Source organism: Mycobacterium sp. P2_H7 (genome assembly GCF_056403275.1).
Genome location: NZ_JBFUFU010000014.1, coordinates 44,375 through 60,079, shown reverse-complemented (window position 1 = coordinate 60,079; position 15,705 = coordinate 44,375). Strand labels below are relative to the sequence as shown.

Sequence of the window (15,705 nt, the reverse complement as noted above, 5' to 3'; positions counted from 1 at the left end):
CGCCGAGCAGAATGACAGCCGTGGATTCAGAGAGCCGCCAGACTCGCATCGTCGAATTCGCCCGCACCAGGGGGCGCGTCGAGGTGCTTCCGCTGGCCGAGGAGCTTCAGGTCGCGTCCGAGACCATTCGTCGCGACCTGAAGGTCCTCGCGGGCCGCCGTCTGCTCAAACGTGTGCACGGTGGTGCGGTGCCCCTGGAGACCGTCGCCTTCGAATCCGCGGTGGAATATCGCAGTCAGGTCGACCTGGCCCAGAAACACCGCATCGCCACCGCGGCGGCCGACTTGTTGCACGGGTCCGAAACCGTCTACCTGGATGAAGGATTCACCCCGCGGCTCATCGCGGAGAAGATCGCCGGCCGGGACCTCACGGTGGTGACGTCTTCACTGTGGGCAGCAGAGGCGCTGGCGCACAGCGACACCGTGACGGTGCTTCTACTGGGCGGCCGGATGCGCGGCAGAACCCTTGCGACGGTGGACCATTGGGCGGTGGATCGGCTGCGCACCCTGGTGATCGACGTTGCCTACCTGGGCACCAACGGGATCACTGTCGAGCACGGGCTGACCACACCGGACCCGGCCGTCGCCGCCGTCAAGCAGACAGCCGTGCAGGTCGCCGGGCGCAGGATTCTCGTGGCGGCACATACCAAGTTCGGCGAGACCAGCTTCTGCCGATTCGCCGAGGTATCGGACTTCGAAGCCGTCGTCACTGGATCCGAGCTGTCCTCTGCCGAGGCACATCGCTACGAGGCCTTGGGACCCAGCGTCATTCGGACCTGAGCCGGTCGACACCGTCCCAGAACCGATGCGCCCGCCCGGCGATCTCGTCGGGGAACTCCCCGTTGATGGCGTGCGAAGCCGACGGCCAGAGCTCAACCTCGCCGTGCCGTAACAGTTTCCGGGCAGCATCCGCCGCGAGGCGGCCGTCGTGAATGACGCTGCGCCCGGCGATGAGCGCCAGCACCGGAATGTCCAACGCCCGCAACTGACCATCGGTGAACCTGGTGGGCGCGGGCTGGTGCAGCGCGAAGTCGGTTGTCCCGGCGTCGATCAACGCCGCCACCGGGCTGTGTTCGGAGACGTCCGCGCCGCCGGCGATCCAGCGCAGCACGCGACGGCGCAGCCAGTCCGGTGTACTCCGCAGTCCCATCGGGGCGACGGCCAGCATGGTGCGAATCGGGATGGGCGCGAACGTCAGCACCGGATCGAGCAGGGTCAGCGAAGCGACCCGCGCGGGGTTGTGCACGGCATAGTTGACCGCCGTCCACCCTCCGAACGACACCCCCATCAGATGGACGGAATCCAGTCCCAGCCCGACGAGCAACTCTCCGAACCACCACGCCTGGTCCCCGGGGCCGGTCAGCGGCAACCGCTGGACCGACAGTCCGGGTTCGCCGAGCAGGTCCACACAGTAGACCGTGCGGTGCGCCAGCAGTCCGGGCAGATTGTCGGCCCACATGGGCGTGGACGCATTGCGGCCGGGCAGCAGAACCACGGGGCGTTCACCGCGGACCGGGCCGAAACGATACGCCCGGACGGTGCCGAACGTGGTTGGCACATCGACACATTCACCCGTCACCGAAAGCGCGGCCATCGCCAATTCGTAGGCCGTGCGGAAGTGCGCGCGGGCCGACTCGCTACGCCAGCCACCGACGCTCACCGCAACTACTCGACGGTCACCGACTTGGCCAGGTTGCGCGGCTTGTCCACGTCATAGCCACGCGCCTGGGCCACGCCCGCCGCGAACACCTGCATCGGTATCGTCGACAGCAGCGGCTGATACAGCGTGGACACCGCCGGGATCTCGATCAGGTGGTCGGCATACGGCGCGACGGTGTCGTCGCCCTCTTCGGCGATGACGATGGTCACCGCGCCGCGGGCCTGGATCTCGCGGATGTTGCTGAGCAACTTGGCATGCAGGGTCGCCGAATTCTTCGGCGACGGCATCACCACGATCACCGGCAGGTCATCCTCGATCAGCGCGATCGGGCCGTGCTTGAGTTCGCCGGCGGCGAAGCCCTCGGCGTGCATATACGCCAACTCTTTGAGCTTGAGCGCACCTTCGAGCGCCACCGGGTAGCCGACGTGGCGACCCAGGAACAGCACCGCCGAGGACTGCGCGAACCGGCGTGCGAGTTCTGTCACCGGCTCCATGCACGTCAGCACGCGAGCCACCTGATCGGCCATCGCTTCCAGATCGTGGTATTCGCGGGCCACCTCGTCCGGGTACTTGGTTCCCCGAGCCTGCGCAAGGGCAAGTCCGACAAGGTAGTTCGCGGTCAACTGCGCCAGGAAGGTCTTGGTGGACGCGACCCCGATCTCCGGACCGGCGCGGGTGTAGAGCACCGCGTCGGCCTCCCGCGGAATCTGGCTGCCGTTGGTGTTGCAGATGGCCAGGACCTTGGCCTTCTGCTCCTTGGCGTGCCGCACCGCTTCCAGGGTATCGGCCGTCTCGCCCGACTGGGAGATGGCGATCACCAGCGTGCTGCGGTCCAGAACCGGGTCGCGGTACCGGAATTCGCTGGCGAGCTCGACTTCCACCGGAAGCCTGGTCCAGTGCTCGATGGCGTACTTGGCCAGCATCCCGGAGTGGTAGGCGGTGCCGCAGGCGACGATGAACACCTTGTCGACCTCGCGCAGCTCCTGGTCGGACAGGCGCTGCTCGTCGAGCACGATGCGGCCGTCGACGAAGTGGCCCAGCAGGGTGTCCGACACCGCGGTCGGCTGCTCGGCGATCTCCTTGAGCATGAAGTAGTCGTAGCCGCCCTTCTCGGCGGCGCTGAGGTCCCAGTCGATGTGAAACTCGCGGGCCGGTGCGTCATCACCCGCGAAGTCCGTCACCCGGTACCCGTCCGCGGTGATCACGACGGCCTGGTCCTGGCCCAGTTCGACGGCGTCGCGGGTGTGCTCGATGAAGGCGGCCACGTCGGATCCGACGAACATCTCGCCGTCGCCGACCCCCACCACCAACGGGGTGGACCGGCGGGCCGCGACGATGGTGCCGGGTTCGTCGGCGCAGGCGAACACCAGCGTGAAATGTCCCTCGAGCTGGCGCAGCACCGACAGCACGGAGCCGACGAAGTCGCCGGCAGTGGCACCCTCGCGATACGCGTGGGCGACCAGATGTACGGCCACCTCGGAGTCGGTGTCGCTGGCGAACTCGACGCCGGCGGCCTCCAGCCCGGTGCGCAGGGCGGCGAAGTTCTCGATGATGCCGTTGTGCACGACGGCGAACTTGCCGCTCGCGTCCCGGTGTGGATGCGCATTGCGGTCGGTGGGCCGGCCGTGGGTGGCCCACCGGGTGTGTCCCATGCCGGTGGTGCCGGACAACGCGGCGGGATCCGCCGCGCGGGCTTCGGTGATTGCTTCCTCCAGATTGGCCAGCCTGCCCGCTCGGCGCCGCACCACCAGGCCGCCGTCGCCGTCGAGCAGGGCGACGCCCGAGGAGTCATAACCCCGGTATTCCATCCGCCGCAAGGCATCGACCACAATCCCGCAGGCGGGGCGCCGTCCGACGTAACCGACGATTCCACACATGGTTACCCAGGGTAGTGCAGCGCCCGGCCACCCCCGGCCAACCGCGGGCCCGCGCGACGCGGCGATCTCAGCGGGCAGCACCGCCACCACGCCGAAGGCCGAGGAGAAGGTGGTACCCGTCACCACGTGACCGTGGTCACCGCACGGTTGACGTACGGTCTACGGGTGGCCAGCACGAAGAAGCTTTTCGCAGCTCTCACCCGGCGCGGCCCGCACCGGGTACTCCGCGGCGACCTGGCCTTCGCCGGCCTGCCCGGCGTGGTCTTCACCCCCGAGTCGGGGCTGGGGCTGCCCGGCGTGGCGTTCGGCCACGACTGGCTGACGGGCGCCGAACGCTATGCGGGGACCCTGGAACATCTCGCCTCGTGGGGCATCGTTGCGGCGGCACCGGATACCGAGAAGGCGCTGGCCCCGTCGGTGCTCAATGCCGCCTTCGATCTGGGCACCACGCTGGACATCATTGCCGGGGTGCGACTGGGAACGGGCAAGATCAGCGTTCATCCGGGCAAGCTGGCCGTCGCCGGGCACGGTTTCGGCGCCTCCGCCGCGGTGTTCGCCGCGGCAGGTATGCAGAGCAGGCTCGCAGCCGCGGCGGCGCTGTTCCCGGCCGCGTCCAGTCCGGGGGCCGAACAGCCGGCCGCCGGGTTGAAGCTGCCCGGACTGATCCTGCGCGCGCCGTCCGACGGCACCTCCCTGCGGTCCAATGCCGATGCGCTGGCAGGCGCCTGGAGCACCGCGACGACGCGCACGGTCAGCAAGGCCGAAGCGGGCGGACTGGTCGAGGGCCGGCGCCTGGGCAAGGTGGTCGGTCTGCCGGGCGCCGACCGCGGCACCCAGAAGTCGGTGCGGGCGCTGCTGACCGGGTATCTGCTGTTCACGCTGGCCGGCGACAAGGCCTACAAGGACTTCGCCGACCCCGAGATCACCCTGCCCAAGACCGCCGAGATCGACCCGGAGGCCGTCCCCGCGACGCTCGAGGACAAGTTCGTCGCGCTGCTCAAGGGCTGACCCGGCCCTGAACGTCCCGCTTTGTGCGACCTGGTCCGGTTCGCCCCGCGCGTCGCGGACGAAACGGCACACACCGTTCACATCGCCCCCAACCAACCGGTTGGTGATATAACTCCTCCATGCGGACAGGGATCTTTCTGGGCTACGCCGGCGGCTTCAAGGAAGCGGCCGAACAGGTCGTCAAGCTGGAGCAGGTGGGCATCGACATCGCCCTGGTCGCCGAGGCGTACTCCTACGACGCGATCAGCCAGTTGGGTTACCTCGCCGCGAAGACCTCGACCATCGAACTGGGCACCGGGGTGGTGCCGATCTACACCCGCACCCCCTCCCTGCTGGCGATGACGGCGGCCGGTGTCGACTACGTCTCCGACGGTCGTTTCCGCCTGGGCCTCGGCACGTCCGGTCCGCAGGTCGTCGAGGGCTTCCACGGCGTGGCGTTCGACGCACCGCTGGGCCGCACCCGCGAGGTCGTCGAGATCTGCAGGCAGGTGTGGCGCCGCGAGCCCGTCAACCACGACGGCAAGTACTACCAACTCCCCCTGCCCGCCGGCCGCGGCACCGGCCTGGGCAAGCCACTGAAGCTGATCAATCATCCTGTGCGCGAGCGCATTCCGATCACCATCGCGGCACTGGGCCCGCAGAACGTGCAATTGACCGCCGAGATCGCCGAAGGCTGGCAGCCGGTGTTCTACTACCCGGAGAAGGCCGACGACGTCTGGGGCGACGCCCTGCGCGCCGGTGCCGCCAAACGGGATCCGGCGCTGGGTCCGCTCGATGTGATGGTCAGCGCCAGCCTGGCCATCGGCGACGACGTCGACGACCGGCTCGCCTGGGCGAAACCGCAACTGGCCCTGTACATCGGCGGAATGGGCGCGCGCGGCAAGAACTTCTATCACAACCTGGCCACCCGCTATGGCTACGGCGAGGTCGCCGACCACATCCAGGACCTGTACCTGGCCGGCAAGAAGGCCGAGGCGATCGCGGCGGTGCCCGACGAGCTGGTCCGCAACGTATCCCTGGTCGGGCCAAAGGGTTTCGTCAAGGAACGGCTCGCCGCCTACGCGGAGGCCGGGGTGACGACCATCCTGGTGCATCCCCTCACCGGCGACGACGCCGAGGCGGTCACGTTCGCCGAGGATCTGGTCTCGCTCACCAGCTAGGCCGGCCAGTCGGGCGTGACACTCGCCTCACAATTGGGCGGCGCACCGGTTTGTTGGGTACGCTCTCCACAGCGGCATCGTCTGTTCTGCCTTTTGCCGCCTCGCCAGGGCTTTTATCGTAGCCCTGCTCGATCGTCACACCGAGAGCCGCGGGATCACCCCGCGCCGGGCAGGACGACCACACTCGACTTTTCTGGAGTTTCTTCGTGTCCACGTTTGCCGACCTCGGCCTGCCCGAGGCCGTCGTTTCCACGCTCGCTGCCAAAGGCATCGAGTCCCCTTTCCCCATCCAGTCTGCGACCCTGCCGGATTCGCTGGCGGGCCGTGACGTGCTCGGCCGCGGCCGCACCGGTTCCGGCAAGACCTACGCGTTCCTGCTGCCGCTGGTGAGCCGCCTGGCCGCCAACCCGGTGCCGCGCCGCCCCAAGGCTTTCCGCGCACTCATCCTGGCCCCGACCCGCGAACTGGTCGCCCAGATCGACGCCTCGCTCGCGCCCCTGGCGCAGGCGACCGGCCTGCGGTCGGCCACGATCTTCGGCGGTGTGAGCGCCAACCCGCAGATCGACAAGCTGCGCAACGGCATCGACATCGTCATCGCCTGCCCCGGCCGCCTCGAGGACCACGTCAAGTCCGGCTACGCCGACCTGTCCGGCGTGCAGATCACCGTGCTCGACGAGGCCGACCACATGGCCGACCTGGGCTTCCTGCCCCCGGTCAAGCGTCTGCTGGATCGCACCCCGCGCGACGGTCAGCGCCTGCTGTTCTCGGCCACCCTCGACAACGGCATCGACGTGCTGGTCGACCGTTACCTGCACGATCCCGTGGTGCACAGCGTCGACTCCGAGCAGTCGCCGGTGGCCGCCATGGCCCACCACGTGCTGCACGTGGACGGCGCGGCACGTTTCGATGTGCTCGCCGACCTGGCCGCGTCCCCGGGCCGCACCATCGTGTTCGCCCGCACCAAGTACGGCGCCAAAGGCCTTGCCCGCAAGCTCAATTCACGCGGCGTACCGGCAGTTGAGCTGCACGGCAACCTGTCTCAGAACGCCCGTACCCGCAACCTGGCCGCGTTCTCGGACGGTTCGGCCACGGTGATGGTCGCCACCGACATCGCCGCCCGCGGTATCCACGTCGACGATGTCAGCCTGGTCGTGCACGCCGATCCCCCGGTGGAGCACAAGGCATACCTGCACCGGTCCGGCCGCACCGCGCGTGCCGGCAACGACGGCACCGTTGTCACCTTGATGGTCGATGACCAGGTCTCCGATGTCCGCGTCCTGACCCGCAAAGCGGGCATCAAGCCGACGATCACCAAGTTCAGTGGCACGTCGCATCCGGTGCTGCAGGAGATCGCCCCGGGCGAGCGGAAGTTCACCGGCCCTATCGAGTTGGCCGGCGCCGAGCCTGCCGCGACGCGCGCGCCGCAGCAGCCCGGTCGCCAGCAGAGCCAGCGCCGTCGGCCCACCCGGGCCGGGGGTACCGGCGGTGGCCGCTCCGGTGGCAGCGCCGCCAGCAGCGGCGGCGGCAACCGTTCCCGACGGGGTGGCGCGGGACAGCACCGCTGAGCGATTGATGCACGTTCCGTAACGTCTCGCGTTACGGAACGTGCACAAGTCACCGGAGAACGCCGGGCGCCTCATCGCTCAATCTGAGCAGTTGGATCACCGCTTGGGCGATCTCCTCGGGACCGGTCTGCTCCTTGGGTCGAGACCACCGCGACACAGAGACGATCATGCCCAGGATCAGTCGTGCCGTGACGGCGGGATTCCCCTCGTCCAGGTGACCGTCGGCCATGTTGGCGCCGACCACACCGACCCACATCTTCTCCATCTCACGGCTCCAGGACAGCCACCGCGAGTAGACGTCGGGCGGCAGCCCGGGGCCTCCGACAATCAGGTCGATGTAGCTGCGCATGCGTACCGCGGCGTCGGCTTGCACCCGGATCATCGCGATGAGCTGGGCGGCGGGACCGGCGGCACCCGCCATCGCGGCGGTGGTGCTTTCGGTCAGCGCTCCCGTGCACTGTTCGAACAGGATCGCGACGAGTTCTTCCTTTGTCGGGACCGAGCGGTACAGCGTCGCGCGGGAAACGCCCAGTCGGTCCGCGGTCTCGACGATCGATACCGCCTCGTAGCCACCCTCGGCATACAACTCCGCCACCGCGTCGGCGACGTCCTCGTGGTCGATGGTGAGACGAGGTCGGCCGCGAGTCCGACGCGGCGGGCCGTCTTCAACACGCTCCGACACTCCACTCCTCCGACCCACGCTGGTTCCGTTCACGCGTTTTAAAGCCTTGTACTGACCTGAGAGGTTAGGTACGCGGCTGGCGGGTGGTTGACCGTTGAGTGCTGTGTGGCCGCGGTGGTGATTGTAGGTGTGTAGCCATCGCGGGAACTCGTCGCAGCGTTCGGCGTCGCTGCGGTAGAGGCGGGCGTAGGCCCATTCGTCGGCCAGGGTGCGGTGAAATCTCTCGACCTTGCCGTTGGTCTGTGGTCGATATGGGCGGGTACGCCGATGTGTGATCTCACCGAGGGCATCACGAAATTTGTGCGAACGATAGCAGGAGCCGTTGTCGGTCAATATATTTCGCACTGTAAAGCCACAATCATTGAACCAGTGGTTGGCGCGCAGCCAGAACGCCGCGGCGGTCTCTTTACGTTCGTCGGTCAGGATTTCGGAGTAGGCGAGCCGGGAATGGGCGTCGATGGCGGTGTGCAGAAAGTGGTAACCCCGGCTCGGGTCGCCGTTGCGGCCGCGGGTCCCAGTACTTCTGTCGGCCACCGAGTTGTGCTTGCCGATGGAGCGGCCCAGCATGCGCCAACCGCCGCCGGCGGGGATCTTGCCAAGCTTTTTGACATCGACGTGAACGAGATCGCCGGGGTGCGGCGATTCCATGCGCCGAACCACACATCCGGTGGGGCGGTCCAGCCAGCGCAGCTTGGCCAGCCCGTAGCGGGTCAGCACCCGGTGCACCGTTGAGGGGTGCAGTCCGAGTAGGTAGCCGATCCGGGCTGGTCCCCAGCGGCGGATGACCCGCACCTTGATGATCCGTCGTTCGGTCTTGAAAGCGTTCTGCAGCTCGTCGCAGCGTCCATCCGTCCTCGACTACGCAACGAGCAAGGCGCAGACGGCCGGTTTCTGACAATGGGGCGTTACGGTGGGACACGAAGACCTCCGAGGGTGGGGAGCGTTCCTAGACAGCTCGCACTCCACTCGGAGGTCTTCTTCATGTCACCACGCCACGCCGTACCTAACGTCCGTGGTCAGTACAGCTAGTCAGCCTTCGGCCGCCAACTGCCCACAGGCCGCGGCGATCTCGCGGCCACGGGTATCCCGCACCGTGCACGAGACCCCTTTGGCCAGAACACGTTTGACGAACTCTCGCTCCACCGGCTTGGGGCTGGCGTCCCACTCACTGCCCGGTGTCGGGTTCAGCGGGATGAGGTTCACGTGCACCAGGGCGCCCAGCTTGCTGCGCAATTTCTTGCCGAGAAGGTCTGCGCGCCAAGGCTGGTCGTTGACATCGCGGATCAGCGCGTACTCGATCGAGACCCGGCGGCCGGTGGAATCGGCGTAATAGCGGGCGGCATCCAGGACTTCGTCGACGCTCCAGCGGTTGTTCACCGGGACCAGGGTGTCGCGCAGTTCGTCGTCGGGGGTGTGCAGCGACACCGCCAGCGTCACCCCGAGCTTCTCGTCGGCGAGCTTGCGGATGGCCGGCGCCAGCCCGACCGTGGACACCGTCACCGAGCGGGCGCTGATCCCGAAACCTTCCGGCGGGGGCGCAATGATGCGCTGCACGGCGGCCAACACCCGGTTGTAGTTGGCCAACGGCTCCCCCATGCCCATGAAGACGATGTTGGACAGCCGGCCGTCATGCTCCTCGCGCATCGCGAACGACGCCGCCCGCACCTGCTCCAGGATCTCGGCGGTGGACAGATTGCGCTTGAGCCCACCCTGACCCGTCGCGCAGAACGGGCACGCCATGCCGCAGCCGGCCTGCGACGAGATGCAGACGGTGTTGCGCTGCGGGTAGCGCATCAGCACCGACTCGAAGTTGGTGCCGTCCTGCGCACGCCACAGCGTCTTACGCGTCTCGCCGGCGTCGCACTGGATCTCACGGGCCGGGGAGATCAGCGTCGGGAACAACTCACCGGCGACCTGGTCGCGCACGGCGGCGGGTAGGTCTGTCATCTGGCGTGGATCGGCGATGAGGCGTCCGTAGTACTGGTTGGCCAGCTGTTTTGCCCGGAACTTCGGCAACCCGAGTCCGGTGACGGCCTCGATCCGGCCGGCTTCGTCGAGATCGGCGAGATGCCGCGGCGGCATACCGCGGCGGGGGGCTTCGAAAACCAGTTCCTGCTTCATGATCCGTTCCAGTATCAGGCTTGTCCGGCGATAACGTCACGCACGGTCTGCTCGACGGTGTCCAGGACCGTGGCGTCGACGCCGGCCCGGCCGCGGACGAACACCGACGCTCGACTGGCCGGCGGCAGTCCCTCGGCCAGACACAGCCCGTCGGGCAGCCTGCCGATCATCGGTAGCAGTGCCACCCCCAGCCCGGAACGCACGGCGGCGAACAGGCCGGACAGATCGGCGGATTCCGCGGCGATGCGGTAGTCGGTGTCGAGCCGGTCGAGGGTCGCGAAGGTCGGTTCGCGCAGCGTGCACGGTTCGGAGAACATCACCACCGGCAACGCCTCGTTGGCGGGCACGGCGAAACTGCGACCCGAGACCCATTTCAACGCGAGCATTCCCGACGCATGCGCGGGATCCAGCCCCGATCCGTCGAGCATGACCGCGAGGTCGACGAAACCGTGCTCGATGGCGTCGGCCAGCATGACGTTGCGATCGAGCCGGAAGCGCAGCCGCCAGTCGGGCAGCCGTTCGCCCAGTGCGGCGGTCAGTGCGGGCAGCATGACATCAGCGCCGTGTTCGGTGGCGCCGATCAAGAGCACGCGCTCCTCGGCCGCGCCCAGGTCGGCCAGTGCCGCGTCATGCGCGGCCAGGATGGTCCGGGCGTGGCCCAGTACGCGGTGCCCCAGCTCGGTGAACGCGACGCCGCGGCCGGCGCGCTCGACGACCGGGCCGCCGACGACGGCCTCGACCCGCCGGACGTGCTGACTGACCGCGGACTGAGTCATGTGCAACACCGCGGCGGCGCGGTGAAACCCACCACAGTCCGCCACCGCCACGACGCTGCGCAACGGCGCGATGTCCAGCAGCTGACCCATGCGGCCAAGGTACTCCGATCAGTGCAGACGATCAAAAGTCCCGACGATTTGGGCGGATGGCTAGGTTATTCCCCGCAATTGATCATCATTGACGATCGATCCCGATAGCCGATATTCGTTGGACCTCTCGCGCCCCGCCGCCCACGATGGAGCCATGACCCCGATGCCGTTGCGTACCGCGACGACCGTGACGTTCTTCTACGCGCTGGGCTACCCGATCGGCAATCTCGCGGTACACGCGATGTCCCCGATGGCGGTGCTGGCGTTCCGATTCGGGTTGGCCGGCACGATCCTCGGGGTGTGGGCGGCGCTGGCCCGGGTGCGTTTCCCCACTGGACGCACGCTCGCCCATGTGGCGGTCGCAGGTCTGTTGATGCAGGCCGTGCAGTTCTGCGCGCTGTACATCGCCATCCAGCACGGCGCGCCGGCCGTGCTGTGTGCGGTGGTCATCGCGATGAATCCGGTGGCGACCGCCCTGCTGGCGGCGACGGTCCTGCGCGACCGGTTGACGCCGCGTCGGGTCGTCGCACTGGTGCTCGGTGTCGCCGCGGTGCTCACGGCCTGCGCAACGCGCCTGATCGCCACCGGCGGGGTGGACCCGGTGGTGGGACTTCTGCTGGTCGCCCTGCTGGGACTGGCCGCAGGCGGGGTGTATCAGCAGCGCTTCTGCGCCGACGTCGACTTCCGGGCCGCCACGTCGGTGCAGAACGCGGTGGCCTTCGTGCCCGCGCTGGCCTTGGCGCTGAGCACACCGATCGTGGTGCACAACATGACCCACGCCGTGTTCGCGGTCGCCGGCGTCGTGCTGCTGAACGCCACCCTCGGGGTGTCGCTGTACGTGCGAGCGATCAGCTTGCACGGTGCGTCGGCGGTGGCCATGTTGTTCTGTGTCATTCCCGCGGTCGCGGGTGTGTTGTCCTGGCTGATGCTCGGCGAGCGGGTGAACATCGGGATCGCCGCGGGGCTGGTCCTGGGTGCGGCGGCGTGTTGGCTGAATGCGTCGGGCGCGTCGGGCGCGTCTGGCGCGTCAGGCAAGAAGCGTCAGGACGATCCAGCCCACGACGGCGGACGGCAGCATCGCGTCGATGCGGTCCATGATCCCGCCGTGACCGGGTAGCAGCGTCCCCATGTCCTTGATGCCGAGGTCGCGCTTGACCTGGGATTCCACCAGGTCGCCGAGCACCCCGGTGATGACCAGGAGCACGCCGAGCGGCACGCCGACCCAGGCCGGCTTTTCCATCAGGAAAGCCACTGACAAGACCGAGGCCGTGATGCCGAACAGCAGTGAGCCGCCCAGGCCTTCCCACGATTTCTTGGGGCTGATCGCGGGTGCCAGCACGTGCTTGCCGAACAGGACGCCGGCGACGTAGCCGCCGATGTCGGCGAACACGACCGTCACGATGATGGTGAACACGCGTACGCCGCCGTGGTCGGCGAAGATGAGCAGCGCCGTGAACGCCGCGAACATCGGCACCCAGGTGGCCAGCAGCACGGTGGCGGCGATATCGCGTAGGTAGTTGACCGGCTGCTGGTTGAGGCCTTGGCCCACCAGTCGCCAGACCATGCAGACCACGATGGTCCCGCCGTAGGCGCCCAGCAGGCCGTCGATGCCGAACGGCCAGGTCAACCAGATCATCGCCTGGCCGCCGACCAGCAGCGCGACGGTGGGCAGTGCATAGCCGTGCTCACGCAGCCGCCGGATGACCTCGTGGGTGGCGATGGCCATGGCGACCGAGAGCAGCGGCAGCCACCAGATGGGCGCGAAGAGCAACGTGCCGATCGCCATGGCACCCAGGACGGCACCCACCGCGATGGCGGCAGGCAGATCGCGCCCGGCGCGCGAAGTCTTCTTGGGTGGCTCGGTCTGTGCCACGGGAGTCGGGTGCTGAAAGGTCGTCTAGACCTCCAGCAACTCGCCTTCCTTGTGCTTGACCAGTTCGTCGATCTGGGTGACGTACTGCCCGGTGGACTTGTCCAGGTCCTTCTCGGCGCGGCTCACCTCGTCCTCGCCGGCCTCGCCGTCCTTCTTGATGCGGGCCAGTTCCTCCATCGCCTTGCGGCGGATGTTGCGGATGGACACCTTGGCGTCCTCGCCCTTGCCCTTGGCCTGCTTGACCAGGTCGCGCCGGCGCTCCTCGGTGAGCTGCGGGATGGAGATCCGGATGACGTTGCCGTCGTTGGACGGGTTGACGCCCAGGTCGGAGTTGCGGATCACGTCCTCGATGGCGCGCAGCTGGCTGGCCTCGTAGGGCTTGATGACCACGAGCCGGGCCTCGGGCACGTTGATGCTGGAGAGCTGGGTGATCGGCGTCGGCGAACCGTAGTAGTCGATGTTCAGCCGGGAGAACATGCCAGGGTTGGCACGGCCGGTGCGGATCGACGCGAGGTCATCGCGCGACACCGACACCGCCTTCTCCATCTTCTCTTCGGCATCGAAGAGGGTTTCGTCGATCACTTCAGTATCTCCCGTCGCATTCGCCCGCCCAGCATCTCAATCACAATGCGCGGCTGTCAGCTGGTGACCAGTGTTCCGATCTTCTCACCTGCGACCGCTCGCGCGATATTGCCGTCGGTGAGGAGATTGAACACCAGGATCGGCATGCCGTTGTCCATGCAGAGGCTGAACGCGGTGGAATCGGCCACCTGAAGCCCGCGGTCGATCACCTCGCGGTGCGTGATCGCGGTCAGCAGCTCGGCGTCCGGGTTGGTCCTGGGGTCGTCGGTGTACACGCCGTCGACCGCCTTGGCCATGAGGACGATCTCGGCGCCGATCTCCAGCGCACGCTGCGCCGCGGTGGTGTCGGTGGAGAAGTAGGGCAGGCCCATCCCGGCACCGAAGATGACAACGCGGCCCTTCTCCAAGTGCCGCCGAGCTCGCAGCGGGATGTAGGGCTCGGCGACCTGTCCCATGGTGATGGCCGTCTGCACCCGGGTGTCGATCCCTTCCTTCTGCAGGAAGTCTTGCAGCGCAAGGCTGTTCATCACGGTGCCGAGCATGCCCATGTAGTCGCTGCGCGTGCGTTCCATGCCCCGCTGCTGCAGCTGGGCGCCGCGGAAGAAGTTGCCGCCGCCGATGACGACGGCGATCTGGGCGCCGCCGCGGACGACTTCGGCGATCTGGCGTGCCACCAGGGCGACGACGTCGGGATCGAGCCCGACCTGCCCGCCGCCGAACATCTCGCCGCCGAGTTTGAGGAGCACTCGCGAGTACGCGGGCCGGATCTGTCCCACCGCCATCAGACTCCTTCGGTTGCGACAAAGAATCGCCACCATCCTGCCTCATGACGACGCCCCGGCCACGTCGGGGTGGCCGGGGCGTACTACCGATTTGGTCAGTCGCGGTGTGCGGTCAGTAGCCAGGCCCCGACCGATTTGCGACCGTTGGGCTCATCACGGACGTCGGCGCCGGCGAAGGCACCGAAGTCGGCCAGCGCCGGCGGGACCTGCGCGTGGATGCGGGCCGGCCGGATCTCGTCGATCTCCCAGTACTTGCCGACGACGTCGCGCAGTTCCTCGGCGGTGACGGCGTTCACCGGTCCATCGGCGGGCATGCCGGCGGCGTCGAAGACCAGCACGAAGTAGGACGCACCGGGCGCCGACGCCCGCACGATGGACTGCTGGTACCCCTCGCGCAGTTCGACGGGCATGGAGTGGAACAGCGTCGAGTCGATGATGGTGCCGAAGCGGCCGTCGTATCCGGTGAAGGCGCTGATGTCGGCGACGTCGAAGCTGACGTTGGCCAGACCCCGGCGGCCGGCCTCCGCACGGGCCAGCTCGATGGCGGTCGGCGAGGAGTCCAGGCCCACGGCGGTGAACCCGCGCGCGGCGAGATCCAGCGCGGTGGCCGCTTCCCCGCAACCGGCATCCAGGACGTCGCCGTGTACCCGGCCCGCCGCGATGAGCGCCGCGATCTCCGGCTGGGGCTCGCCGATACTCCACGGCGGGCGGGCGCCCTCGAAGTCGGCGGCTTCGCCGCGGTAGGCCGATTCGAACATCTGGTGTGGTGTGGTCATACATCCGGTATATCAACCTAGTTGATATGTGTCAACATTGTTGACATGGGTGACCCGGTCGACGATCTTCCCCTCGGCTATCTGCTGCATCGCGCCGCCATGACATTGCGGTCCGAGGTGACGGCGACCGTCCTGGAACCCTTGGATCTGACCTTTGCCCAGTACCTCTGCATGCGGATGGTGTCCAAGTCGCCCGGCCTGTCCAACGCCGAACTGGCCCGTGAACTGAGCGTCTCGCCGCAGGCGATGAACATGGTGGTGCGGGGTCTGCAGGATCGCGGACTGGTCGCGCGCCCGACCAGCGTGGCTTCGGGGCGCGCGCTGCCCACCGCTTTGACGCGCGAGGGCGTGGCGATCCTCAAACGCACCGACGCCGGGGTGCGCGCTGCCGAACTCGATGTGCTCGGCCATCTCACCGATAGCGAACGCACCGAGCTGAAGCGGATGCTCGCCGCCGTCGGTGACTAGAGAACGAAAGTCGCCGCGCTGTCCGCGGGGCCAGGCGAGTCGCGCAGGAGGCTGCCGGGGCTGAAGTCCGCCTTTGCAGCCGTCCGGAAGAGCAGCCCGACGGTGTCGCCCGCCGACGCGGCATCCAGCGACTTGCGGAACGCCTCGATCGCGTCGACGCGGAAGGTCCGGTCGGCGACCCACAGGGAGTCACCGACACGGACCTCTCCGGCGTCCACGCGACCGGTCACCACGACGCCGCGATTCTTGATCACGAACACGTCGTCGATCTTCATGCTGAACACGC

16 protein-coding genes and 1 pseudogene are annotated in these 15,705 nt (G+C 67.9%); 6 read left to right on the top strand and 11 right to left on the bottom strand.

Annotated features, from left to right (window positions below; translation table 11 throughout):
* Positions 1 to 20 precede the first annotated feature (20 nt).
* A complete protein-coding gene (locus AC1DY7_RS21725; protein WP_477495786.1) occupies positions 21 to 779 on the top strand; it encodes a DeoR/GlpR family DNA-binding transcription regulator in 759 nt (252 codons plus the stop codon).
* Here the strand turns inward: AC1DY7_RS21725 and AC1DY7_RS21720 are convergent.
* Positions 766 to 1,659 (bottom strand): alpha/beta fold hydrolase, encoded by an 894-nt coding sequence (locus AC1DY7_RS21720; RefSeq protein WP_477495785.1) that lies wholly within the window; start codon positions 1,657 to 1,659, stop codon positions 766 to 768. The genes AC1DY7_RS21725 and AC1DY7_RS21720 overlap by 14 nt on opposite strands.
* A gap of 5 nt (positions 1,660 to 1,664) precedes the next feature.
* The gene (gene glmS / locus AC1DY7_RS21715) at positions 1,665 to 3,536 is read right to left on the bottom strand and encodes a glutamine--fructose-6-phosphate transaminase (isomerizing) (RefSeq protein WP_477495921.1); all 1,872 of its coding nucleotides are present in this window, start codon (positions 3,534 to 3,536) and stop codon (positions 1,665 to 1,667) included.
* A 165-nt stretch (positions 3,537 to 3,701) separates the two neighbouring features.
* Here glmS and AC1DY7_RS21710 point away from each other — a divergent pair, with 165 nt between their 5' ends.
* From AC1DY7_RS21710 to AC1DY7_RS21700, 3 genes are all read left to right on the top strand, one after another.
* Entirely contained in the window at positions 3,702 to 4,544 is an 843-nt protein-coding gene (locus AC1DY7_RS21710) for a dienelactone hydrolase family protein (RefSeq protein ID WP_477495920.1), read from the top strand.
* Between the two features lie 119 nt (positions 4,545 to 4,663).
* Positions 4,664 to 5,704, top strand: coding sequence for an LLM class F420-dependent oxidoreductase (locus AC1DY7_RS21705; protein WP_477495784.1), 1,041 nt, complete (start codon positions 4,664 to 4,666; stop codon positions 5,702 to 5,704).
* A 206-nt stretch (positions 5,705 to 5,910) separates the two neighbouring features.
* Positions 5,911 to 7,269, top strand: coding sequence for a DEAD/DEAH box helicase (locus AC1DY7_RS21700; RefSeq protein ID WP_477495783.1), 1,359 nt, complete (start codon positions 5,911 to 5,913; stop codon positions 7,267 to 7,269).
* A 49-nt stretch (positions 7,270 to 7,318) separates the two neighbouring features.
* Here AC1DY7_RS21700 and AC1DY7_RS21695 read toward each other — a convergent pair whose 3' ends face one another.
* The 4 genes and pseudogenes from AC1DY7_RS21695 to AC1DY7_RS21680 all read right to left on the bottom strand — a co-directional run bounded on the left by AC1DY7_RS21695 (position 7,319) and on the right by AC1DY7_RS21680 (position 10,938).
* On the bottom strand, positions 7,319 to 7,951 hold the full coding sequence (locus tag AC1DY7_RS21695; RefSeq protein ID WP_477495919.1) for a TetR/AcrR family transcriptional regulator: 633 nt from the start codon (positions 7,949 to 7,951) through the stop codon (positions 7,319 to 7,321).
* A 48-nt stretch (positions 7,952 to 7,999) separates the two neighbouring features.
* A pseudogene (locus AC1DY7_RS21690) lies at positions 8,000 to 8,870 on the bottom strand (IS481 family transposase); the annotation flags it as partial.
* Positions 8,871 to 8,980: 110 nt separating this feature from the next.
* Complete coding sequence (gene rlmN / locus AC1DY7_RS21685; RefSeq protein WP_477495782.1) at positions 8,981 to 10,072, bottom strand: dual-specificity RNA methyltransferase RlmN; 1,092 nt, start codon at positions 10,070 to 10,072, stop codon at positions 8,981 to 8,983.
* Positions 10,073 to 10,086: 14 nt separating this feature from the next.
* A complete protein-coding gene (locus AC1DY7_RS21680; RefSeq protein WP_477495781.1) occupies positions 10,087 to 10,938 on the bottom strand; it encodes a LysR family transcriptional regulator in 852 nt (283 codons plus the stop codon).
* 163 nt (positions 10,939 to 11,101) lie between these two features.
* Here AC1DY7_RS21680 and AC1DY7_RS21675 point away from each other — a divergent pair, with 163 nt between their 5' ends.
* Positions 11,102 to 12,055 carry a DMT family transporter gene (locus tag AC1DY7_RS21675; protein WP_477495918.1) on the top strand — a complete coding sequence of 318 codons (954 nt, stop codon included), beginning with the start codon at positions 11,102 to 11,104 and terminating at the stop codon, positions 12,053 to 12,055.
* On the opposite strand, the gene AC1DY7_RS21670 is transcribed toward AC1DY7_RS21675, so the two are convergent.
* The 4 genes from AC1DY7_RS21670 to AC1DY7_RS21655 all read right to left on the bottom strand — a co-directional run bounded on the left by AC1DY7_RS21670 (position 11,966) and on the right by AC1DY7_RS21655 (position 14,951).
* On the bottom strand, positions 11,966 to 12,811 hold the full coding sequence (locus AC1DY7_RS21670) for a phosphatidate cytidylyltransferase (protein WP_477495780.1): 846 nt from the start codon (positions 12,809 to 12,811) through the stop codon (positions 11,966 to 11,968). The two genes, AC1DY7_RS21675 and AC1DY7_RS21670, sit on opposite strands and share 90 nt — an antisense overlap.
* Positions 12,812 to 12,835: 24 nt before the next feature.
* Positions 12,836 to 13,393, bottom strand: a complete 558-nt coding sequence (gene frr / locus AC1DY7_RS21665; RefSeq protein WP_477495779.1) for a ribosome recycling factor — start codon at positions 13,391 to 13,393, stop codon at positions 12,836 to 12,838.
* Between the two features lie 56 nt (positions 13,394 to 13,449).
* Positions 13,450 to 14,175 carry a UMP kinase gene (gene pyrH, locus AC1DY7_RS21660; RefSeq protein ID WP_477495778.1) on the bottom strand — a complete coding sequence of 242 codons (726 nt, stop codon included), beginning with the start codon at positions 14,173 to 14,175 and terminating at the stop codon, positions 13,450 to 13,452.
* Between the two features lie 95 nt (positions 14,176 to 14,270).
* Positions 14,271 to 14,951, bottom strand: a complete 681-nt coding sequence (locus AC1DY7_RS21655) for a class I SAM-dependent methyltransferase (protein ID WP_477495777.1) — start codon at positions 14,949 to 14,951, stop codon at positions 14,271 to 14,273.
* 45 nt (positions 14,952 to 14,996) lie between these two features.
* On the opposite strand from AC1DY7_RS21655, the gene AC1DY7_RS21650 reads away from it, so the two are divergent.
* Positions 14,997 to 15,419 (top strand): MarR family winged helix-turn-helix transcriptional regulator, encoded by a 423-nt coding sequence (locus AC1DY7_RS21650; RefSeq protein ID WP_477495776.1) that lies wholly within the window; start codon positions 14,997 to 14,999, stop codon positions 15,417 to 15,419.
* Here the strand turns inward: AC1DY7_RS21650 and AC1DY7_RS21645 are convergent.
* Complete coding sequence (locus tag AC1DY7_RS21645; RefSeq protein ID WP_477495917.1) at positions 15,416 to 15,694, bottom strand: EF-Tu/IF-2/RF-3 family GTPase; 279 nt, start codon at positions 15,692 to 15,694, stop codon at positions 15,416 to 15,418. The genes AC1DY7_RS21650 and AC1DY7_RS21645 overlap by 4 nt on opposite strands.
* Positions 15,695 to 15,705 lie beyond the last annotated feature (11 nt).

Excerpts from the sequence above, each read along its gene's own strand:
- glmS (WP_477495921.1), bottom strand. The coding sequence starts at position 3,536 with ATGTGTGGAATCGTCGGTTACGTCGGACGGCGCCCCGCCTGCGGGATT.
- AC1DY7_RS21705 (WP_477495784.1), top strand. The coding sequence starts at position 4,664 with ATGCGGACAGGGATCTTTCTGGGCTACGCCGGCGGCTTCAAGGAAGCG.
- rlmN (WP_477495782.1), bottom strand. The coding sequence starts at position 10,072 with ATGAAGCAGGAACTGGTTTTCGAAGCCCCCCGCCGCGGTATGCCGCCG.
- AC1DY7_RS21680 (WP_477495781.1), bottom strand. The coding sequence starts at position 10,938 with ATGGGTCAGCTGCTGGACATCGCGCCGTTGCGCAGCGTCGTGGCGGTG.
- AC1DY7_RS21675 (WP_477495918.1), top strand. The coding sequence starts at position 11,102 with ATGCCGTTGCGTACCGCGACGACCGTGACGTTCTTCTACGCGCTGGGC.
- pyrH (WP_477495778.1), bottom strand. The coding sequence starts at position 14,175 with ATGGCGGTGGGACAGATCCGGCCCGCGTACTCGCGAGTGCTCCTCAAA.
- AC1DY7_RS21655 (WP_477495777.1), bottom strand. The coding sequence starts at position 14,951 with ATGACCACACCACACCAGATGTTCGAATCGGCCTACCGCGGCGAAGCC.
- AC1DY7_RS21650 (WP_477495776.1), top strand. The coding sequence starts at position 14,997 with ATGGGTGACCCGGTCGACGATCTTCCCCTCGGCTATCTGCTGCATCGC.
- AC1DY7_RS21645 (WP_477495917.1), bottom strand. The coding sequence starts at position 15,694 with ATGAAGATCGACGACGTGTTCGTGATCAAGAATCGCGGCGTCGTGGTG.